16 protein-coding genes, 1 pseudogene and 1 riboswitch are annotated in these 23,157 nt (G+C 37.0%); of the genes and pseudogenes, 3 read left to right on the top strand and 14 right to left on the bottom strand.

What is annotated here, in order from left to right; translation table 11 throughout:
- Positions 1–40: 40 nt before the first annotated feature.
- The 3 genes and pseudogenes from fsa to SLH48_RS09520 form a co-directional block, all read right to left on the bottom strand.
- Complete coding sequence (gene fsa, locus SLH48_RS09530) at positions 41–688, bottom strand: fructose-6-phosphate aldolase (protein ID WP_214480891.1); 648 nt, start codon at positions 686–688, stop codon at positions 41–43.
- A gap of 359 nt (positions 689–1,047) precedes the next feature.
- Complete coding sequence (locus SLH48_RS09525) at positions 1,048–1,911, bottom strand: class II fructose-bisphosphate aldolase (RefSeq protein WP_320257962.1); 864 nt, start codon at positions 1,909–1,911, stop codon at positions 1,048–1,050.
- Between the two features lie 268 nt (positions 1,912–2,179).
- Positions 2,180–2,562, bottom strand: a pseudogene (locus tag SLH48_RS09520) (response regulator).
- Positions 2,563–2,988: 426 nt separating this feature from the next.
- On the opposite strand from SLH48_RS09520, the gene SLH48_RS09515 reads away from it, so the two are divergent.
- Both SLH48_RS09515 and SLH48_RS09510 read left to right on the top strand, forming a co-directional pair.
- Positions 2,989–3,522, top strand: coding sequence for a DUF2529 family protein (locus SLH48_RS09515; RefSeq protein WP_320257960.1), 534 nt, complete (start codon positions 2,989–2,991; stop codon positions 3,520–3,522).
- Positions 3,523–3,746: 224 nt separating this feature from the next.
- Positions 3,747–3,875: riboswitch (cyclic di-GMP riboswitch) on the top strand.
- Between the two features lie 23 nt (positions 3,876–3,898).
- The gene (locus tag SLH48_RS09510; protein ID WP_214480895.1) at positions 3,899–4,063 is read left to right on the top strand and encodes an anti-repressor SinI family protein; all 165 of its coding nucleotides are present in this window, start codon (positions 3,899–3,901) and stop codon (positions 4,061–4,063) included.
- Positions 4,064–4,379: 316 nt separating this feature from the next.
- Here SLH48_RS09510 and SLH48_RS09505 read toward each other — a convergent pair whose 3' ends face one another.
- From SLH48_RS09505 to SLH48_RS09465, 9 genes are all read right to left on the bottom strand, one after another.
- Entirely contained in the window at positions 4,380–5,981 is a 1,602-nt protein-coding gene (locus SLH48_RS09505) for a CTP synthase (protein ID WP_214480896.1), read from the bottom strand.
- 313 nt (positions 5,982–6,294) lie between these two features.
- Positions 6,295–6,801: a DNA-directed RNA polymerase subunit delta gene (gene rpoE / locus SLH48_RS09500; RefSeq protein WP_320257958.1), complete on the bottom strand. Its 507-nt coding sequence runs from the start codon at positions 6,799–6,801 to the stop codon at positions 6,295–6,297.
- A gap of 725 nt (positions 6,802–7,526) precedes the next feature.
- Complete coding sequence (gene icmF, locus SLH48_RS09495) at positions 7,527–10,784, bottom strand: fused isobutyryl-CoA mutase/GTPase IcmF (RefSeq protein ID WP_320257957.1); 3,258 nt, start codon at positions 10,782–10,784, stop codon at positions 7,527–7,529.
- On the bottom strand, positions 10,774–11,409 hold the full coding sequence (locus SLH48_RS09490; RefSeq protein ID WP_214480899.1) for a TetR/AcrR family transcriptional regulator: 636 nt from the start codon (positions 11,407–11,409) through the stop codon (positions 10,774–10,776). Before SLH48_RS09490 ends, icmF begins: the two co-directional genes overlap by 11 nt.
- Positions 11,410–11,561: 152 nt before the next feature.
- Positions 11,562–12,701 (bottom strand): acyl-CoA dehydrogenase, encoded by a 1,140-nt coding sequence (locus tag SLH48_RS09485; protein ID WP_320257956.1) that lies wholly within the window; start codon positions 12,699–12,701, stop codon positions 11,562–11,564.
- 33 nt (positions 12,702–12,734) lie between these two features.
- Positions 12,735–13,868 (bottom strand): acyl-CoA dehydrogenase, encoded by a 1,134-nt coding sequence (locus SLH48_RS09480; RefSeq protein ID WP_320207385.1) that lies wholly within the window; start codon positions 13,866–13,868, stop codon positions 12,735–12,737.
- Between the two features lie 23 nt (positions 13,869–13,891).
- Positions 13,892–14,743 carry a 3-hydroxybutyryl-CoA dehydrogenase gene (locus SLH48_RS09475; protein ID WP_214480902.1) on the bottom strand — a complete coding sequence of 284 codons (852 nt, stop codon included), beginning with the start codon at positions 14,741–14,743 and terminating at the stop codon, positions 13,892–13,894.
- Positions 14,744–14,789: 46 nt separating this feature from the next.
- Positions 14,790–15,971 carry an acetyl-CoA C-acetyltransferase gene (locus SLH48_RS09470; protein ID WP_320257954.1) on the bottom strand — a complete coding sequence of 394 codons (1,182 nt, stop codon included), beginning with the start codon at positions 15,969–15,971 and terminating at the stop codon, positions 14,790–14,792.
- A gap of 683 nt (positions 15,972–16,654) precedes the next feature.
- The gene (locus SLH48_RS09465; protein WP_320257953.1) at positions 16,655–18,772 is read right to left on the bottom strand and encodes a (Fe-S)-binding protein; all 2,118 of its coding nucleotides are present in this window, start codon (positions 18,770–18,772) and stop codon (positions 16,655–16,657) included.
- A gap of 184 nt (positions 18,773–18,956) precedes the next feature.
- Between SLH48_RS09465 and cls the strand changes: the two genes are divergently transcribed.
- Positions 18,957–20,159, top strand: coding sequence for a cardiolipin synthase (gene cls, locus SLH48_RS09460; protein ID WP_214480905.1), 1,203 nt, complete (start codon positions 18,957–18,959; stop codon positions 20,157–20,159).
- 688 nt (positions 20,160–20,847) lie between these two features.
- On the opposite strand, the gene argS is transcribed toward cls, so the two are convergent.
- Together argS and SLH48_RS09450 are read right to left on the bottom strand one after the other, a co-directional pair.
- Positions 20,848–22,518 carry an arginine--tRNA ligase gene (argS, locus tag SLH48_RS09455; protein WP_320257952.1) on the bottom strand — a complete coding sequence of 557 codons (1,671 nt, stop codon included), beginning with the start codon at positions 22,516–22,518 and terminating at the stop codon, positions 20,848–20,850.
- A complete protein-coding gene (locus tag SLH48_RS09450; RefSeq protein WP_214480908.1) occupies positions 22,515–22,961 on the bottom strand; it encodes a DUF1934 domain-containing protein in 447 nt (148 codons plus the stop codon). Before SLH48_RS09450 ends, argS begins: the two co-directional genes overlap by 4 nt.
- Positions 22,962–23,157: the final 196 nt, after the last annotated feature.

Below are 23,157 nucleotides of genomic sequence, written 5' to 3'. Positions count from 1 at the left end.
CAAAAATAATGTATGGAAATGATCCTCTTAAAAATATTTTCTAGTCATTTTTTTTATTCCAATCTGCTAGAAACTTTTCAATACCTTGATCTGTCAACGGATGATTACAGAGTTGCATAATCAAGTTATAAGGAACAGTTGCTATATGAGCACCATTTAGCGCAGCTTCTGTTATATGCATTGGGTGACGTATAGAGGCAGCAATAATTTCCGTCTCTAGATTGTGCACATTAAAAATTTCTGCAATCGTTGCAATTAAGTCCATACCATTATGTCCTATATCATCTAAACGGCCAAGGAATGGTGATACATAAGTAGCTCCAGCTCTTGCAGCAAGCAATGCTTGATTTGCATTAAAAATGAGCGTAACATTCGTTTTGATTCCTTCATCAGAAAAAGCTTTCACAGCTTTTAAGCCTTCAATAGTCATCGGAACTTTAATCGTAATATTTGGAGCGATCTTAGCGAGCTCTTTGCCCTCTTCAATCATTTCTGGTGCTGTTGTAGCAATAACCTCAGCGCTAACAGAGCCGGGTACGAGTGAAGTTATTTCACGTAGACGATCGTGAAAGGAAACATTTTTTTCTTTCGCAACTAAACTTGGGTTTGTCGTTACACCAGATAAAATTCCAACTGAATGAGCTTCACGGATTTCTTCAATGTTTGCAGTATCAATAAAAAATTTCATTATCATTCTTCCTCCTAAAATATAATAATAAAACAATGTTTTCGAATTATTCGTTTATTTCGTACTAATAAATATACATGAGTTCTAGTCATTTTACACGCAATAAACTACTTTCTAACCTAATTTGGGAGCTATCGCAGCGAATCATATGAAAAAAAGCCGAAGAAAAAACAAAACCGCCCTTCATTTCAAGTATCTACAAAGATAATGAAATAATGCACAATAGTTGTGCAAAGGCGGTTTCTCTGTGTATAGAGATTATTTGGCTAGCCTACCATTTCATATGAACAATCACTATATGAAAATGTTATAAGAAAAACACGCAATATAGAAATGATGTGTAATTCCTTTGGTAAGACTTACGCTTTATTTGATGAACCAAATTCCTTCATTTTACCTTTTACAGTCTCTTTAATAGCTTCACGAGCTGGTCCTAAGTATTTACGTGGATCATACTCTTCTGTTTTTTCAGCTAAGACTTCACGAACGACTTTAGCTGAAGCAATTTGGTTTTCAGTATTTACATTAATTTTTGATGTTCCTAATGAAATAGCCTTTTGAATATCTTTCGTAGGAATTCCTGTTCCACCATGAAGTACTAAAGGAATACCTGTTAATTCCATAACTTCTTTCATGCGGTCAAAGCCAAGATTAGGTTCACCTTTGTATGGTCCGTGGACAGATCCTAGAGCTGGCGCAAAGCAGTCTACTCCAGTTTCACGAACAAGTTGATCACACTCTGATGGAATAGCATACATTGCATCTGCATCATCAACTACTAAATCGTCTTCTTGACCACCAATACGGCCTAATTCTGCTTCCACAGAAACTCCGTGTAGGTGTGCAAGTTCAACAACTTTTTGCGTAATAGCAATATTTTCTTCAAGTGGATGGTGAGAACCATCAATCATAACAGAAGTAAAGCCTGCATGGATTGCTTCAGCACATTTTTCAAAGCTTGAACCATGGTCTAAATGAATCGCCACAGGAACTGTAATGTTATAATCTTCAATTAATCCTTCAACCATCTTTACAACTGTTTTAAATCCACCCATATAACGAGCAGCACCTTCAGAAACACCACAAATAACAGGTGAGTTTTCTTCTTTAGCAGCTTGTAAAATTGCTTGTGTAAATTCTAAGTTGTTCAGGTTAAACTGTCCAACTGCATATCCTTCATCTTTTGCTTTGTTAAGCATTTCAGTCATAGAAACTAAAGGCATATCATTATCCTCCTTAAGGCAGCTAATTAGTATATTTTCCTATAAGTTCATCATATGTAGAGTATCCAAATTCATCAATTACTATGTACTGTCCAAATGTTATTAGAGTCATTCACAAAATTTATTGAACAGTGCAGTTTTTATCCTTTGAAGAATACTCACATTTGATCATAACTTATTTACATTTCATAGCATACCAACTTACTTGTCAAAGCTCAATAGTTTCGCTTAAGTAGTAATCGCTTACATCGCAATTTTCACTAAAAATTCATTGTTTAACAGAACCAACTGACAATTGCTCCTTCACCGCTACACGAATTTCATCGATATCAAAAGGTTTAGCAAAATGAGTAATCGCTCCTAAATCCTTCGCTTCTTGGATCATGTCCAGCTCCCATACGCTGTCATAATAATGACCTTGACCTTTATATCTTGATCGTCTACCCTCATTCTCTTTAATATCTCTATTCCATCCATACCTGGAATTTTCATATCTAGCAATACTAAGTCAGGTGAGTGCTTTTTCACAATATCTAATGCCTCAACTCCATTAGAAGCTTGAAATGTTACATAGCCTTCTTTTTGAAATACTTCGTTAAGTAATATACGAATGCCATACTGATCATCGACAATTAGTATTTTGTGCCCCATTCTTTTTCACTCCTCTAAATAAGTTTCCCTACTTAACTACTTTGTATTTCTCGTTAACTTCACATTTTCCTTCTTTATATTGATTTTATTTTACATTCCTTCCTAGATTATTCAATTTTATTCAAAAGTCCTTTTCTTAAACATATTACTATTTTTACTAAATTAGCTTAGATTTAAGGGCTTTTATGGGGTTTTAACAGTTGTTAAGGAAAGGTCTGTTAACCCCTCGTTTTGTCTTTGAGTTTATCCCTTATTATAAAGCAACCTATGTGAATTAAATAGTTGGAACGATACAATTTAGGAATTTGTATTTAAGCACAATTGCAGTTAAACTTGCTAAAGAAAAGTAAAGCAATAAGTAAGAGTTTTTATTACCAATTTGACTTTCTGGCTTGATTTTATAAACCATTGGAGGATTTACATAAGATGCTAAAGATATTTACTACTCAGCTAAGCGGAATATTTACTAAAATTATTAATAATGAAGAGTTCCAAATTGAGGATGGAGCTAGATTATTGGCACAAGCAAAATTCGGTGATGGTTCAATATACCTACATGGAGTGAATGAAATGGAAGCAATTTTAATTGAATCCTCAATGGGTGCAGAGCCATTATTACACATAAAAGAGCTACCCTCAATCAATCACTTCAATTCCCTTAATGAGACAGATAGAGTACTATTGATCACGCGATTCTCAACCGATGAAGCAGCAATTAATATAGCATTAGCATTAAGAAAAAGAGGCATCCCTACTGTTGCAATATGCAACGTCGCAACACCAGATAATGATGAAATTACACTCTCTAACATAGTAGATATTGTTATCGATACGAAGTTAGCTAAACCTTTAATAACCAATAGCGATGGAAAACGATTTGGCTTTCCTACAACTATGATAGCTTTATTTACTTATCATGCGCTAGCTTATACAATGCAAGAGATATTAGATGAATACTAAATCTTAACAAAAAATATATACCTTTCAGAATTATCGACAAAATTACATTGTCGGTTTTTATGACTTTTTGACTATTTTTTTGCTCATAAAAACAATAGAAGTGTGGATAAGTCTTATCAAACCCACATTCAAAAATTTTTTTAACCCTTGACAGGTTTCTACACTCTTTTTGTAATTTTTGTAATAAACTTACCTTATTATAAATTTTATAACTGATATAGTCCTCCAGTAAATGGCTAACTTGTTGAAAAATAAGGGCGCAAAGTTACAGGTCTAAAGTTTCTTACCTCTCCGTAAAACTATTCAAATAGTTTTTGAAAAGAGGAAGTAACAATGATGGCTGTGCTACCTGGATTATTTTCTAAGGGAGGAAAAAATGGAGAGTGTAAAAAATAATTTTCGTTTAGATCGTGAATGGGTTGACTTAATATGTGAAGCACTAGATAGTAAACTTACAGTTGCAGAAATAAAAGAATTTTTACAACAGAATCAATCTCCTCAAAAAGAATTGCATACGAAAAAAGAATGCATAAAAGCCTAATGGAATTTATCCTCATTAGGCTTTTCTTGTTTTTTATTCACATTAAATCTTCGATGAACATAGGCTGAAGTGACATTATGTCATCTACTCTTTAATATAACTAGCTTCGATTCCTCATACTTCATCATTTCACCAGCAGGAAAAAGCTCCTTCTGGTGATATGCTTCCAGCGCTTGTCGGAACTGCCAGTCGGCTACGCTTTTGTTACTATCCAGCTCCGCCTCCTAGTCCTTCGAGGTCGCTTCAGCATATCATCCGAAGGCAAATTACACCTTCATATGATATGCTTCCAGCGCTTGTCGGAACTACCAGTCGGCTACGCTTTTGTTACTATTGAAGCTTGGATGAAGTCATGGAATAATCGTTGAGGCCTAGTTGGTCGTGACGTAAATTCCGGATGAAATTGTGATGCAACAAACCAAGGATGATCTTTTAATTCGATTATTTCTACAAGACGTCCATCAGGACTTGTCCCAGAAAATACAAACCCTTTTTCTTCAAGCATTTGGCGATATTGATTATTAAATTCATAGCGGTGACGATGGCGTTCATAAATTACCTCATCTTTATATGCTTCAGAGGCTTTTGTTCCATCTGATAATTTACATGGATAAAGACCTAATCTTAATGTGCCACCCAAATCCTCAATATCCTTTTGCTCAGGCAATAAATCAATGACAGGATGAGGTGTTTCAGGATCTATTTCTGCAGAATGAGCACCTTGCAAGCCAACAACATTACGTGCAAATTCAACTGAAGCTAATTGCATCCCTAAACATATTCCTAAAAATGGAACTTTATTTTCACGCGCATACTGAATCGCTAAAATTTTTCCTTCAATACCACGGTCTCCGAAACCACCCGGTACCAATATACCATCTGCTTCTGATAGTAGATTAACAACATTATCTTTCGTCACATGTTCTGAATTAATCCACTTAATATTGACATCTGTATCAAATGCATAACCTGCATGACGCATTGCCTCAACAACTGATATATATGCATCCTGTAATTCAACATACTTACCAACAAGGGCAATTGTTGTTTTATTCGAAAGGTTTTTCACCTTATTAACAAGCTCTTCCCATTCAGTCATATCAGCAGGTTTACAAGGTAACTTCAGGTGATCACATGTAATTTGATCCAGCTTTTGCTCTTGAACTGCAAGTGGTACAGAATACAATGTATCTGCATCACGCATTTCTACGACAGCCTTCGAATCAATATCGCAGAACAATGCAATTTTATCTTTCATATCATCAGATATCGGCATTTCTGTTCTAACAACGATAACATTAGGTTGAATTCCTAAGCTACGAAGCTCTTTTACACTATGTTGTGTAGGCTTTGTTTTCATTTCGCCAGCTGCTTTAAGGTATGGAACTAATGTACAATGAATGTACATTACATTGTCTCTTCCGATATCACTCTTAATTTGTCGTATGGCTTCTAAGAATGGTAAAGACTCGATGTCCCCTACTGTTCCACCGATTTCTGTAATAACAACATCAGCGTTTGTTTCTCGCCCAGCCCTAAAGACACGTTCTTTAATTTCATTCGTGATGTGTGGTATAACTTGAACAGTTCCACCTAAATAATCACCACGTCGTTCTTTTTTTAATACAGTTGAATAAATTTTCCCTGTTGTTACATTACTGTATTTATTCAAATTTATATCTATAAATCGTTCATAATGACCTAAATCTAAATCTGTTTCAGCTCCATCATCAGTAACAAAAACTTCTCCGTGTTGATATGGACTCATCGTTCCAGGGTCGACATTAATATATGGATCAAACTTTTGAATGGTTACATTTAATCCTCTATTTTTTAATAATCTTCCCAATGATGCTGCTGTAATACCTTTCCCTAATGATGATACAACTCCGCCAGTAACGAAAATATATTTTGTCATTGTTTTTCCCCTTTCAAAATCCTATATATATGAGGATGTTCAAAAAGCACGATAAAAATTACTATTTAGTATCATTGCTTGTCGTTCACCCTTGCTTAATAGGTCCGCTAGATTGTATAAAACGGCAAAACCTTTATAACAGGGGATAATCATTTTTAGTGCACAGCACCATGGATTTCTTATCCTAAAAAATAAAAAATGCCCCTCTTACGAATATTCGCAAGGGAGCAGGATATTTTAATAGTTAAGATAAGTTCTTTTTTAAAGAGCCCAAAAAAGATTCTACCTAGTTCATTTATAAAAGTCAAGCGTATTATAAATCTTCTTCCTCATCTAAATCAAGATCTTCATCATCTTCTTCAAGATCGAAATCTTCTTCTAGATCTTCATCAGTTTCCTCATCAAGGTCATCGATGTCATCTAGATCAAGTTCAATATCTTCTTCTTCAAAATCGTCAAGATCATCGAAACTCTCTTCTTCTACTTTTTTAGTAGCTTTTTCAGATGCTTTTTTCGATTTTTTCTTTTTCGATTTTACCGTAGGAGTTACTTCTTCTTCAATTTTTTCATAAGGGTACCAAGACCTTAATCCCCATAGATTTTCACCAACACAAATAAACCGCCCATCAATATTTATATCAGTATAAAATTGAGAAATTTTTGCGTTAATTTCATCTTGGGATAAATGAAGAGAAGCTGTAATGTCATCTACTAACTCTTTAAATATAATAGGTTTTTTTCTGCTTGATAAAATGTCAAATGCAATCTCAATAAGTGACATTTCTTTTAATTGGTCCAACGAATATTGTTTTAAACTCAAAAGGGACACTTCCTTTCATTGCTTCCACTCTAAGTAATACCATTCATTATAAACAAATTCAACCACTTTATGCTACTCAATTCTATGTATTTGTGAAAAATGTTAATTAATAGAACGAAAAGTCATACAGACAGTTCCCTCGAAGGCGCTTCAGCCATACAACCTGAAGGTAAAATAAACCTCCTTGTGTTGAGGATCCAGCGCCTTTCCCTCGAGGTCATAAGTCAAACCGACGAGAAGGTTAAAAAACAACCTTCTGTCCGGCTCGCCTTATGCTTGTCGTCGATAAGCGGGCGCCTCTTTGTCTAGCTACAGTGCTTGTCGGGGATAAACAAGGCACTTTCGCTTTTCTTTTTGTCCAGCTCCGCCTCCTAGTCCCTCGAGTCGCTTCACCATTTCTCATGAAGTCAAAAAGCGCCTTCAAGTGAAATGCTTCCAGCGCTTGTCAGGACTAAGCAGTCGGCTTCGCTTTTCTTCCTGTCCAGCTACAGTGCCTATCCCCTCGAGGTCACTTCGCCATTTCACCTAAAGGCAAAAAGCGCCTTCAAGTGAAATGCTTCCAGCGCTTGTCAGGACTAAGCAGTCGGCTTCGCTTTTCTTCCTGTCCAGCTACAGTGCCTATCCCCTCGAGGTCACTTCGCCATTTCACCTAAAGGCAAAAAGCGCCTTCAAGTGAAATGCTTCCAGCGCTTGTCAGGACTAAGCAGTCGGCTTCGCTTTTCTACTTACATATTACGGCGGTATTGGCCGCCTACTTCGTAGAGTGCTTTTGTAATTTGGCCTAGGCTTGCTACTTTTACGGTTGTCATTAATTCTTCAAAGATATTTCCTCCGTTTTTTGCAGTAGACTTCAAATTTTCCAGCGCTTTATCTACAACATTTTCGTTCCGCTTTTGGAAGCTTGTTAAATTATGAATCTGCGTTTCTTTCTCTTCTTTAGTGGCTCGAGCTAGCTCCATATTATTAATATCATCTTCAGATGGAGGATTAGGATTCACGTACGTATTTACACCAATGATCGGCAAATCTCCAGAATGCTTTTTCATCTCATAATACATCGATTCTTCTTGGATTTTTCCTCGCTGATATTGTGTTTCCATCGCACCTAACACGCCACCTCGATCGTTGATACGATCAAATTCCTGTAGAACAGCTTCTTCAACTAAATCTGTGAGTTCCTCTACAATAAAAGATCCTTGCATTGGATTTTCATTTTTAGTTAATCCATGTTCTTTCGTAATAATCATTTGAATCGCCATTGCACGTCTTACAGATTCTTCAGTTGGAGTTGTAATCGCTTCGTCATAGGCATTAGTGTGTAATGAATTACAATTATCATGAAGTGCCATCAGTGCTTGCAAAGTAGTCCGAATATCATTAAAATCAATTTCTTGGGCATGTAATGAACGCCCTGAAGTTTGAACATGATATTTTAGTTTTTGACTTCTTTCGTTTGCTCCATATTTATCACGCATAACAGTCGCCCAAATACGGCGAGCAACTCTACCAATTACAGTATACTCAGCGTCAAGACCATTGCTGAAAAAGAAAGAAAGATTTGGTGCAAAGTCATCAATATTCATACCACGACTCAAATAATACTCAACATACGTAAATCCATTGGATAACGTAAAGGCTAGCTGTGATATAGGGTTTGCTCCCGCCTCAGCAATATGATAGCCAGAAATTGAAACAGAATAGTAGTTTCGTACATTATTATTTATGAAATACTCTTGTATATCTCCCATCATTCGTAATGCAAATTCTGTTGAAAATATACACGTATTTTGACCTTGGTCTTCTTTTAAAATATCTGCTTGAACAGTTCCACGAACATTGGCTAATGTTTTCACTTTAACTTCTTCAAGCTCATGTTCTGTCAACTGTCTTGATAATTCATGTTCAATTCTTTCGACTTGTTGGCTTATTGCAGTATTCATAAACATAGCTAAAATGATTGGAGCAGGGCCATTAATTGTCATAGAGACAGATGTGGAGGGGTGACATAGATCAAACCCTTTATATAGCTTGTTCATATCATCAAGCGTACAAATGCTTACACCACTTTCTCCAACTTTTCCATAAATATCAGGGCGATAATCTGGGTCCTCCCCATATAATGTAACTGAATCAAATGCTGTACTTAACCGTTTTGCCGCATCATCCTTTGATAAATAATGGAACCTTTTATTTGTTCGCTCTGGTGTCCCTTCACCAGCAAATTGACGCTTCGGATCTTCATTTTGACGTTTAAACGGAAATACGCCAGCTGAATATGGAAATGCCCCAGGTACATTCTCTTTGAAAACCCAGCGTAAAATCTCTCCAAAATCCTCGTATTTCGGCAAAGCGATTTTAGGTATGTCTAAGCCTGACAAGCTTTTCGTAGTTAACTCCGTTACTATTTCTTTCCCCCTAATCAATGAGGTAAATTGTTTAGAAGAATATTTTTTCTGTTGTTCGCCCCAACCTTCTAATATAGCCTTCGATTCCTTCGTTAGCATATTATCAAATTCATTTTTAATCGCTGTTAACGAGGAAATAACAGCCTCATTTCCTTCTTTTTCTTTCACACTTGCTATTGCACCATCAATTTGATAGAGCTTTCGAGCAATTTGCACTTGCTGTTCAGCCTTTTGATGATAGTCTCGCACTGTATCAGAAACTTCTCTTAAGTAATGACGTCGATCATTCGGAATAATGATATTTTGCTTTTCAACATCTGTTACCATTTGCAAATCAGTCGTCCAATTGGTACTATATTTTTCATTAATTTTGTTAACTAAAGCAACAAATAAAGTATTCGTACCAGGATCATTAAACTGACTAGCCATTGTAGCAAAAACTGGCATTTCATCTAGCTCTTGATCATACAGCATATGACTGCGTTGATATTGCTTTTGTACTTGTCGTCTAGCGTCCTCAGATCCTTTTCTTTCAAATTTATTAATGACTACCATATCTGCAAAATCTATCATATCAATTTTTTCTAACTGTGAAGGTGCGCCAAATTCACTCGTCATTACATACATGCTAAGATCACATATTTCCGATATTTCTGCATCTCCTTGACCTATTCCACTCGTCTCTACGATGATAAGATCAAACCCAGCTGCCTTCACAATAGCTATTGAGTCATGAATAGCTAATGACAGCTCAGATTTTGAACCTCTTGTAGCTAAACTTCTCATATAGACGTTAGGAGAAAAAATTGCATTCATGCGTATACGATCTCCTAAAAGTGCTCCTCCAGTTTTTTGCTTTGTAGGATCTATAGATAAAACAGCCACTCTTATATTCGAAATTTCATTTATAAAACGACGAATAAGCTCATCGGTTAACGAGCTTTTCCCTGCACCTCCAGTACCAGTTATCCCAATAACAGGTACATGCTGTCCTAAATCCTTTATGCGTTCTAGAGTAGTAGAAACTAACTCGTCAGTTTCATTCACATTTATTTCGGCAGCAGTAATCATTTTAGCTATAGACCTACTATTTGTTGATTTTACCTCTTCTACTTCATCCGCTAACGAAGACGACATCGTAGGAAAATCACATTCTGCTAACATTTTGTTAATCATTCCTTGTAACCCTAAATTCCGCCCATCATCAGGAGAAAATATTCCAGCAACTCCATACTCTTGTAGCTCTTTTATTTCACTTGGAATGATTACTCCACCACCACCACCGTATATACGGATGTGTGAAGCTCCTTTTTCTTTCAATAAATCGTACATATACTTAAAATACTCAACGTGACCACCTTGGTAAGAAGATATCGCTATACCTTGAACGTCCTCTTGAACAGCAGCATTTACTACCTCTTCCACAGATCTGTTATGACCAAGGTGAATGACCTCTGCGCCACTTGCTTGAAGAATTCGTCTCATAATGTTGATTGATGCATCGTGCCCATCAAACAAACTGGACGCTGTCACAAAACGAATATGGTTTGTTGGACGATATACTTGTTCAGTATCCATGGTGCCCCCCTCTTATTCCCTTTAGTAATAATTCCGTCTGAAGTTCTATATACTCCTCTAAACTATATAATTTCTGAAGTGCCCAGCGTCGAAAGCCCCACATTTGGCCTTGCACAAAGATATTATGTGCTAGCAACTTTATCGCTCTATCACTTAGATGAAATTCATTGTTTTCGACACAGCGATTGATAACACTTTCAAACATGCCAACCATCTCTATTTCTTTTTTTAGCACATAAGGCAACGCATCCTTAGAAAGTGATTTAGCCTCCTGATACATAACGAGTACTTCATCCTGCATTTCATCCATGACTTTAAAATAAGATGAAATAGCTAGTTTTAAGCTTTCAGTGGTCCCTTGCTTTGTATCGATATTTTCTTCTAAGCGGTTATGCACCTCATCATAAATACTGTCACATACTAAATAAAGAACATCCTCCTTCGTTCTGATGTATTCATATAAAGTTCCGATACTAAAACCAGAAGCCTTTGCTATCTCTCTTGTAGTTGTCCTATGAAAGCCTTTCGCCTTGAAAAGTGTTACTGCTCCTTTAATCATTTGGCTTCGTCTCTTTTTAACGAGTTGCTCATCCTTAACAGAAGCAAGCACCTCTCGTTTATTCATTGAATCACAACCTTCAGCGGAGATATATCTAAAGCATCGTTTGAAGAGTATATACCCTACCTCTACTACGATTATTTAAAAAGGTGGTGTGAGGATGAATCTACTCACACCATAAATTGGTATTATGCCATTACATGTAGTTACCTAATTAGTTATTTCGTTAACATGCGTGATATTACAAGGCGTTGTATTTCTTGTGTTCCTTCATATATTTGGGTAATTTTTGCATCTCTCATAAAACGTTCAACTGGATATTCCTTCGTATAACCATACCCACCAAATACTTGTACAGCTTCAGTTGTCACATTCATGGCAGCATCTCCTGCAAATAACTTAGACATAGCAGACTCCTTACCGTATGGTAAACCCTCTGACTCTAACCAAGCTGCTTGATAAGTCAATAATCTAGCTGCTTCAATACTTGTTGCCATATCTGCTAGCTTAAAGCCTATCCCTTGCTGGGCAGCTATCGGTTTACCAAATTGATACCTTTCCTTTGCATATTCAGTCGCCGCATCAAGTGCTCCCTGAGCAATACCAACTGCTTGCGCAGCAATGCCATTTCGCCCACCATCCAGTGTCATCATAGCAACTTTGAAGCCTTCTCCCTCTTGACCTAATAAATTCTCCTTAGGTACACGACATTCCTCAAAAATAATTTCAGTTGTTGGTGAGGAACGAATACCAAGCTTACTCTCCTTCTTACCTACAGAAAATCCTGGGAAATCTTTTTCAACAATAAACGCACTCGTGCCTTTATGTTTATGAGAAGGATCCGTTACTGCAAAAACAACGTAATAGTCTGCTATTCCACCATTCGTTATGAAAATTTTGGAGCCGTTTAGTACATAGCTGTCACCATCAAGTCTTGCAGTCGTTTTCATACCTCCTGCATCCGACCCAGATCCTGGTTCTGTTAAACCATAAGCACCTACCGCACTTCCTTGCGCCATTGGTGTTAAGTATTTTTGTTTTTGCTCTTCATTACCAAACTTAAAAATTGGCCAACCCGCTAAAGATGTGTGCGCAGATAATGTCACTGCTGTAGAAGCACATACCCGAGATAGCTCCTCTATCGCGATACAATAAGCCAAATAGTCACTACCAATTCCTCCGTATTCCTCTGGCCAAGGAATACCTGTCAAACCTAACTCTGCCATTTTTTTAAATATGCCATGATCGTATCGTTCTTCTTCATCACGTTCTGCAGCAGTAGGCGCAACCTCATTTTTTGCAAAGTCCCGGACCATTTTGCGAATCATTTCATGCTCTTCAGATAATTTGAAATGCATATCAAAATCCTCCTTAAATTAAATAGAAAACGTTTACAAATGTTTGTTAATTACAATCCGTTGTATTTCACTTGTTCCTTCATAAATTTCAGTTACTTTGGCATCACGAAATAATCTTTCGACAGGATACTCCTTCGTATATCCATATCCACCAAATATTTGAATGGCTTCTGTTGCATTTTCCATAGCCGTTTTGGAAGCGAACAACTTAGCAATCGATGCTTCCTTGCTACATGGCAACTGATTTTCCCGTAAAAATGCAGCTTGATAGACTAGTAGTTTTGCAGCTTCAACATTTGTAGCCATATTTGCAAGTTTAAATCCGACCCCTTGCTGTGCAGCTATCGGCTTACCAAATTGTTGTCGTTCTTTGGCATAAGCAATTGCATGTTCTAAAGCTGCTTCTGCAATTCCTAGTGATTGAGCAGCAATGCCAATTCTTCCTACGTCAAGGTTTGCCATTGCAATCTTAAATCCTTGACCTTCTTCACCTAACAAATTCTCAGCAGGAACCTTCATATCTTCAAAAGAAAGCTGGACTGTTCTCGACCCGTATAAACCCATTTTGTGTTCATCTTTACCAATTATTAAACCAGGTGTATCTTTGTCAACGATAAACGCTGAAATCCCCTTACTGCCTATATGATCTTTATTAGTGCGGGCAAATACGATATACGTGTCTGCTTCCCCGCCATTTGTAATAAAAATTTTCGAACCATTTATAATATAATAATCATCTTGCTTTTCTGCTCTCGTTTTTAAACTAGCGGCATCAGACCCTGCACTCGGTTCAGTCAAACAAAACGCTCCTAAATATTTCCCTGATGCAAGCTTAGGTATATATTTTTGTTTTTGTTCTTCATTCCCAAAATATAGAATCGGATTTGTTCCGACTGAAGTATGCACAGATAAAATGACTCCAACCGTAGCACTTACTTTAGACAGTTCGTGAATGGCAATAATATACGATGTAAAATCCATCGCAGCACCGCCATATTGTTCAGGAATAGTAATCCCCATGAGACCAAGATCCGCCATTTTATTTATGATGTGGCGAGGAAATACTCCTTGCTCCATTTGTTCAATGGACGGGGTAATTTCTGCTTGTGCAAAATCTTGAACCATCTTCCGCATCATTTCTTGTTCTTCTGTAAAATTCAGGTTCATTTTCTGTTCCCCCTTATCACTAATTACTCATACACATAAAAGCCACGGCCAGTTTTCTTTCCTAACCACCCAGCTTTCACATACTTTCTTAATAATGGGCATGGACGGTATTTGTCATCACCAAACCCTTCGTGTAATGTCTCCATAATGTACAAGCAAGTATCTAAACCAATGAAATCTGCAAGCGTTAAGGGGCCCATTGGATGGTTCATCCCTAACTTCATCACTTGGTCAATTGCCTCTTCGGATGCTACACCTTCATATAACGTATAAATCGCCTCATTAATCATAGGCATGAGAATTCTATTTGAAACAAACCCTGGAAAATCATTGACTTCTACAGGTGTTTTGTTCAGTTGGTGTGTCATCGCTTCAATCGCTTCGTACACCTCGTCGCTTGTAGCTAAACCACGAATAATTTCTACTAACTTCATAACTGGTACAGGATTCATAAAATGCATACCAATCACTTGTTCTGGACGTTTCGTTGCTGCAGCTATTTCAGTAATTGGAAGTGATGATGTATTTGTTGCTAAAATAGCATGTTCAGGAGCAATTTGATCGAGCTCAGCAAAAATTTGTGTCTTCACTTTCATATTTTCAACTGCTGCTTCAATGACTATATCAATGTCTTTTGCATCTTGTAATTGCTCTGAAGGAGTAATTCGATCTAATATCGTTTGTTTTTGTTCTAACGACATACGGTCTTTTTCTACTTGTCTCGATAAATTCTTCGAAATATTAGCTAAGCCGCGATTTACAAATTCTTCTTTAATATCATTGAGTATGACTGAGAAGCCTGCTGTCGCACATACTTGAGCAATACCAGACCCCATCTGTCCTGCTCCAATGACCATAACTTTTTTTATATTCATTTCTATACCCCCATACCTAAAGCTTAGTTAACAAGATTTATTGACCTTATTTAACTTCAACCATGATTGCATCCCCTTGGCCTCCACCGCTACAAATAGCAGCAATTCCTAAACCACCTCCACGACGCTTTAGCTCATGAATGAGTGTAATAATAATCCTAGCTCCACTAGCTCCAATTGGATGCCCAAGTGCTACTGCACCCCCATTTACATTCACTTTTTCTTGGTCAAGTGATGCTATTTTTCCACTTGCTAATGCCACAGCGGCGAATGCTTCATTAATCTCAAATAAATCGATATCGCCCACTGTTTTTCCAGTTTTTCGAAGTATTTCATTTATGACTAAACCAGGTGTCTTCGGAAAGTCTTTAGCTTCAACAGCGATAGCTGCATGCCCAACGATTGTTGCAAGAGGTTCTCTGCCTTCACGATGTGCCCTCTCTTCACTCATAAGAACTAGAGCTCCAGCTCCATCATTAACGCCTGGAGCATTACCTGCTGTAATTGTGCCAGTTTGGTCAAATACTGGCTTTAAAGTTGACAACTTTTCGATAGATGTATCTTTTCTAGGTGCTTCATCTTGCTCAACAATGATAGATTCTCCTCTTCGTTGAGGTACTTCAACAGATACAATTTCTTCAGCAAGCTTACCTGATTCAATTGCCGAAATAGCGCGTTGGTGACTTCTGAAAGCCCATTGATCCTGCTCTTCTCTGCTAAGTTCAAATTCTGCAGCTACCCCATTTCCATATGTACCCATATGTACTCCCGTGAAGCTACATGTTAAACCGTCGTGAATCATCAAATCTTTGACGTCCGCATCACCCATTCTCATACCCCATCGAGCTTTTGGCATCATGTAAGGTGCATTACTCATCGATTCCATCCCACCAGCGACGATCACTTCTTCATCTCCAGCACGAATAATTTGATCAGCTAAAGTGACACTGCGTAAGCCTGATGCACAAACTTTATTGATCGTTTCAGTTTTTACCTCCCAAGGGATTCCAGCTAATTTAGAAGCTTGGCGTGAAGGAATTTGACCTTGTCCCCCTTGTAGCACAGAGCCTAGAATCACTTCATCCACATCTGAAGCTTCCACATTCGCACGTACTAGTGCTTCCTTTACAGCTATAGCGCCTAAATCAACAGCTTTTTTAGAACTTAGACCGCCTCCAAACTTTCCAAAAGGTGTACGAACCCCACTTAAAATAACTGTTTTCCCCATGTAAATCCCCTCCATAAATTTTGTGGTTTTTTTAGTAAGCGTTTTCATTTTTTCATTAAAAAACTGGCTTCACATGAATCCGAAGCATCTGTTCTTGCTAATAACAATACCCATCCTATGGAATGTGGTTTGCTGGCATAATTTGTACCAAAGCTACGAAAAGAGCCGAATAAGTAAAGGTCAATTCTCTCCTATACCACCTAAAACCGACCTACGTCTTGTCAGCAACGGTAGCATGTCGTTAACTATGATTCCTTTTATGAACCGATTTTTTACTTAGGAGGTGTAGAATGAAGCGACTCAGTACAGCTTGAACATGTACCAGCACCTTGTGCTTGCCAAAAGAACTGCTCTGTATAGCTGACTGAACGCTCGCTCATTCATCTCCATTTGAAGGAGGTGTACTTAAGCACACCTCTAGATTACTAACTTTGATTTAGGCCGTTTTCGAATCAATTGTTGTTATTCGTATTAAGAAATAAACCGTACTCAACTAGTGTTCGTGGCATTTTTTTTCTGTATAAAGATGACTAACAATATAAATCCAATTTTGTGGTACTAAATTGATAACAATAGCAACAAAGTTTACGAAAAGAGCCTTAATTTATAACTCTATTGTACTGAAAAATAGTCAAAATAGAAATACTTTACTAAATTTTCTATCTGTTTTATGTTACTAAAATTTAAGATGCTACTTCTTCCGCACTACCAATGACTGATTTTTCTAGAAGTTCTGCTACATCATATGTTCCAATACGCTCTTCAACTTCCTTCGCCTTCGTGCCATCACTTAACATCGTTAAACAGTATGGACATCCAGAACTAATGACAGTTGGATTCACAGCTAATGCTTGCTCAGTTCTAGCCACATTTACGCGATTTCCTGTCGTTTCTTCCATCCACATCAGTCCTCCACCTGCTCCACAACACATACCTGTTTCGCGCTTGCGTTCCATCTCAATAAGCTCCACACCAGGGATAGCTTTTAAAATATCACGAGGTGGTTCATACACTTCATTGTATCTACCTAAATAACAAGAATCATGGAATGTAATTGTTTCTTTTACTTCGTGCTTAGGTACTAACTTCCCTTCTCTTACTAATTGATCTAATACCTCAGTATGATGGAATACTTCAGCTTCTAATCCGAAGTCTGGATACTCATTTTTGAAAGTATTATAAGCATGTGGGTCAATTGTTACAATCTTCTTCACATCATGTTTTTGTAGCTCAGCAATATTATTCGTAGCTAGTTCTTGGAATAAAAATTCGTTACCTAAGCGTCTTGGCGTATCACCTGAGTTTTTCTCTTTGTTACCAAGGATAGCAAATTTTACTCCCGCTTCATTCAATAGTTTAGCGAATGAAAGAGTTATTTTTTGGCTTCGATTATCAAACGCTCCCATCGAGCCAACCCATAATAAATATTCAAACTGTTCTCCAGCTTTTTTCATTTCTTTCACAGTTGGGATATTCACATCTTCACGAATATCACGCCATTTGTCTTTTTCTTTACGATTTAATCCCCATGGATTACCTTGTCGCTCAATATTCGTCATTGCACGTTGCGCATCTGCATCCATTTTTCCTTCTGTAAGAACTAGATAACGGCGAAGGTCAATAATTTTATCTACATGTTCATTCATTACAGGACATTGATCTTCACAGTTCCTACACGTTGTACATGCCCATAACTCCTCCTCCGTAATGACATCACCAATTAAGCTCGGGTTATATGCAAGCTCTACAGCTGCTGCAGATTCATTCACACCTTTTCCAGCGCCAGATACAGCTAATTGATTCCCTTGAGTATTTGAAAATGCAAATGTTGGCACCCAAGGAGCTTGTGAAGTAATAGCTGCTCCCTTATCAGTTAAATGATCTCGTAGCTTTAAAATGATATCCATCGGTGAGAGCATTTTTCCTGTCCCTGTTGCAGGACACATATTCGTACAGCGTCCACACTCAACACATGCGTACAAATCAATTAATTGTGTTTGAGTAAAGTCTTCAATTTTCCCTACCCCATAAGTTTCTTGCGTTTCATCTTCAAAATCGATCTTTTCAAGCTTTCCAGGGTTTGATAAACGGTTAAAAAATACATTGGCAGGACCTGCAATCAGATGAGCATGCTTAGATTGTGGTACGTAAACTAAAAACGTTAATAAAATAAGTAAATGAATCCACCATGACACATAAAAGACAACGATTGAAGCTGTTTCACCAATCCATCCAAAAAGGTATGCTATCGACGAAGCAACTGGCTCACTCCACGATAACTCTTCACCATGCCATACTAGCCCCATGCCATTACCAAGAAGAACTGAAAGCATTAAGCCACCGATAAATATAAGCACTAAACCTGACTTAAATCCTCTTTTTAAACGAACAAGCTTTTCAATATAACGGCGATAAAATGCCCAAATAACGGCAACTAAAATGACTAAAGTAACAAGCTCTTGAAAAAAAGTAAACGCAGGATATAGAGGTCCTAGCGGTAAATGAGAACCTGGCTTTAATCCTTTCCAAATAAAATCAATCGCTCCAAATTGAACGAGGATAAAACCATAAAAGAACATGACATGAATTACGCCACTTTTTTTATCCTTCAATAATTTTTTTTGCCCAAACACGTTTACCCATATTTTATTCAGGCGTTCTTTATATTTTTTATCAAATTCAACCTTCTTTCCTAACTTTATATACGCAATTCTTGTTTTCACAAGGTATGCAAATAAATATAAACCGTAAGCGGTTACAAGTAGGAATGCTATTAAATTAATGATTAGTAGATTCTCCACGGTAGTAATCTCCCCTCAAATAATTAATTTTCTGACTAATATTATAATTCCATTATATAATGAATGAGCATTCAGTCAATATTTTTTATATAAATAATGAACTCTTATTATTTTTTGCAAAAAATAAAATCAGCTAAAATCGGTAAAAATAACACAATGATGTATTGGATGGAGGGGTAAATGAATGAAATTTGTTCTTTTTCTAGCAATTTTGTTGTTACTCTTAATTATGTGGGTACGTTTGGATTTAAAACTTGGACGACATAAGTATATGAAAAAAGTAACGGATAAAACATATCCATTACATCAAGGTGAGTTAACTTTGTTTACAAATGGTCATGAATTCTTCAATGATTATTTTCAATACATTAGAAACGCAGAAACACACATTCATGTGCTATTTTTTATTATTAAAAATGATGAGATTAGCTCAGAATTTTTCTCATTATTAAAGCAAAAAGCAAGGGAAGGCGTTGAGGTTCGTTTACAAGTAGACTGGCTTGGTGGTTTTAAAGTTTCTAAACAAATTGTACGGTCTTTACGTGAAAATGGAATCTCCTTCTCTTATAGCAACACCCCTAAGTTCCCATTCTTTTTTTATACACTAAATAGACGTAATCATCGAAAAATAACAATTATAGATGGAAAGGTTGGCTATCTAGGTGGGTTTAACGTTGGAAGAGAATACTTAGGGAGAGATCCTAAAATGGGATTTTGGCGTGATTACCATTTAAAAATTATCGGAGAAGGAGTTGTTGACTTACAAAAACAGTTTAATAAAGATTGGTATTCGGCAACAAAAGAAAAGCTTAAAGACGAACCAAAGAAGATAAAGTTAAACGATGATTCCATTGTATTACACCGTATCGTACCATCTGATGGTGCATTTCTAAAAGAATCTTTCATTACAATGATAAAACAAGCTAAAAGAGAAATTTATATAGGGACCCCCTACTTTATTCCTGGTAAAGAAATTGTCAATGAATTACTTGCTGCAGCAAAGAGAGGAGTGAACATCAATATTCTCGTCCCAATGAAAGCTGATCATCCATTTGTTAAAGAAGCTGCATATCCATTCTTTAAGCCATTGCTCGTTGCTGGTTGTCATATATTTCGGTTTTATAACGGATTCTATCATGCAAAAGTCGTAGCAATCGATGATGACATATGTGATATCGGGACTGCAAACTTTGACAAAAGGAGTTTTTTTATCAACCATGAAATCAACTGCTTTATTTATGATGAGAAATTTAATGAACAAGTGAAGACGACAATAAAAAAAGACATTCAGCTTGCAGAACCATTAACAATTGATTACTTTACAAAACGCTCGTTACTAGATCAAGGTAAAGAATCTTTTTCAACATTAATCAATGGTTTTTTATAAGAAAAGCGAAAGTGCCTTGTTTATCCCCGACAAGCGCTGGAAGCATTTCTCAAGAAGTCGCTTTTTGACTTCATGTGAAATGGTGAAGCGACTCGAGGGGATAGGCACTACAGCTGGACAGAAAGAAAAGCGAAAGTGCCTTGTTTATCCCCGACAAGCCTGGAGTCATTTCATATGAAGGCGCTTTTCGCCTTTAGATGAAATGGCGAAGTGACCTCGAGGGGATAGGCACTACAGCTGGACAGGAAGAAAAGCGGAGCCGACTGCTTAGTCCCGACAAGCACTGGAAGCATTTCATAAGAAGGCGTTTTTTGCCTTCGGATGAAATGGTGAAGTGACCTCGAGGGACTAGGAGGCGGAGCTGGACAGAAAGAAAAGCGAAGCCGACTTGAACTGCCTCGGCAAGCGTTGGAACCTTTTCAACTGAAGACGCTTTATGTCTTCTGGTGAGAAGGTGAAACGACTCGAGAGGCAAGGTGATAGAGTTGGACAAAAAGAACAGCGGAAGCTCCTTGAGCATTCTCTATAAGCGTTAAATCGCTTTTTATTTCATGTGAAATAGCAAAGCACGAATCCATAGACAACCCAGCAGAAAGACGCTGAATCCTAAACAAACGAAAGGATAGTATTTTTACTATCCTTTCGTTTAAATATAATACTATAAAAGTCGTTGACCACTAACAATAAACTACATTTGCTCAGGTGCTGAAACTCCTACTATAGATAGTGCACTACGTAAAGTTATTTGTACTGCTTTCATAAGTGCAAGGCGAGCTTTGCTCTGTTCTTTATTTTCTATGTTTATCACTTTTTCAGCATTATAAAAACTATGCAATGCTGTAGAAAGGTCGTAAATATAATTTGTAATACGATGTGGAATGCGCTTTTGTGCTGCTTCACTTACAGCTATTGGATATTCCCCTAACTTTTTGAGTAGGTCTATTTCCTTTTCAGATGTGATATGTTGTAATGCTATTTCTTCATCAATTAATAAGCCTTGCTCCTCACCTTGACGTAGCATACTACAAATTCGTGCATGAGCATATTGGGCATAGTATACGGGATTTTCATTAGACTTTGATACCGCTAAATCAAGATCAAAATCAAGGTGTGAATCTGGGCTGCGCATCGCAAAGAAATAACGAACTGCATCAAGACCAACCTCATCAATGAGCTCTCGCATTGTAACAGCTTTACCAGTACGTTTACTCATTTTGACCTTTTCCCCATTTTTAAATAAGTTAACCATTTGTATGATTTCTACTTCAAGTGTATCTTTTTCATACCCTAGTGCTTGTATAGCTGCTTTCATTCTTGGAATATAACCGTGGTGATCTGCTCCCCAAATATTAATCAGCTTTTCAAAGCCACGATCCAACTTATCTTGATGGTAAGCAATATCTGGAGTTAGATACGTATATGAGCCATCATTTTTGATTAACACGCGATCCTTGTCATCACCAAAAGTTGTGGAGCGGAACCATGTTGCACCATCCTCTTCATATACATGTTCATTTTCACGCAATGCATTAAGTGCTGTATCAATTTTACCGTTTTCATATAATGAAGTTTCTGAGAACCATTTGTCAAAGGAAACTCTAAACGCTTCAAGATCCTTTTGCAGTTTACTAAGCTCAAACTGTAAACCATACTCTCGAAAATATGTAAATCGTTCATTTTCATCCATATGAACAAATTTATCACCATGTTGCTCTGCAAGCTCTTTTCCAATTCCAATAATATCTTCCCCATGATAACCGTCTTCTGGCATGTCTTGCTGCATCCCAAGTACCTGCATGTACCGTGCTTCTACAGAGTAAGCTAAATTATTGATTTGGTTGCCAGCATCATTTATATAATATTCTCTACTAACATCATATCCTGCCTTTGCCAAAACATTAGATAATGTATCACCCACCGCTGCGCCGCGTGCATGACCTAAATGAAGATCGCCTGTTGGATTCGCTGATACGAACTCTACTTGAATGGTTTCTTTTCGACCAACATTTGTCTCTCCATATGAATCACCAGCCTTTAATATCGTTGGAATTAACTCGGTTAAATAGCTGTTGTTCATGTGAAAATTAATAAATCCTGGGCCAGCTATGTCAATTTTTTCAATAGATGCCTTTGATTTGTCGAAATTATTCACTAGCTCTTCTGCAATCATTCGAGGAGCTTTTTTAGCGATTCTAGCAAGCTGCATTGCCATATTTGTAGAATAATCACCGTGTACCTTCTCTTTAGGTATTTCTAGAATAACCTCTGGAAGTTGCTCTCTTGTAGCTAACCCTGCCTTAACGACAGCTTCAGATATTTCATCCTTCAATCGATCCTTTACTTGCTCAACAATGTTCATATTTGTTCCTCCCTAAATTGTATCGTTACATTGTACCGTCCAGCTAATTCTCCTTGTATTCGTAACAAATATGTTAACAACAAGTATCCGCTTTTCTTATCTTCAGTCCACTCGTACTTTATTTGTTCAGTTGTCGTAACCATTTCAAATAAGCCAATTTCATTTCGATACTTTCCGTATGTTTCCTTATGTTGCTGAAAATACTGCTTCATTGATACGGCACCTTTACGCATAATCAGCACATCACCATGTTCATTTATTTTAACAATCGTTTTGATTTCATGTGGTGCTTCACTTTCATTAAAAGACAAATATGTAGTTTTTCCTTTTATGTAGTATAAACCATTTGTCGTAAAAGCAACACGATCGCTTTTTGAGCCATCTTTTATTTCAGAAACAAAATTAACTTTAATTGGAATACCTTTTCCATCTGATTGAACCAAAATATACACTTCCTCAAACGTACGTTATTGACTTAAATAGTATAATGATTCTTAAAAAAAAGTTCAAATACATTTGCTAGTTTTCACTCGGATTTGCTGTTTCTATCCGATTGTTCAATTTCCATTATCAACTTTTCCAGTTAATCTTAATGTTACCATTTCAAATTAGTAGTTAATACCAGATCATTGACTTACT

The organism is Cytobacillus sp. IB215316 (assembly GCF_033963865.1).
Taxonomy (GTDB): domain Bacteria; phylum Bacillota; class Bacilli; order Bacillales; family SM2101; genus Nanhaiella; species Nanhaiella sioensis.
Note: the sequence above shows the minus strand (reverse complement) of the source record. Positions and strands in the feature narration are given on the sequence as shown.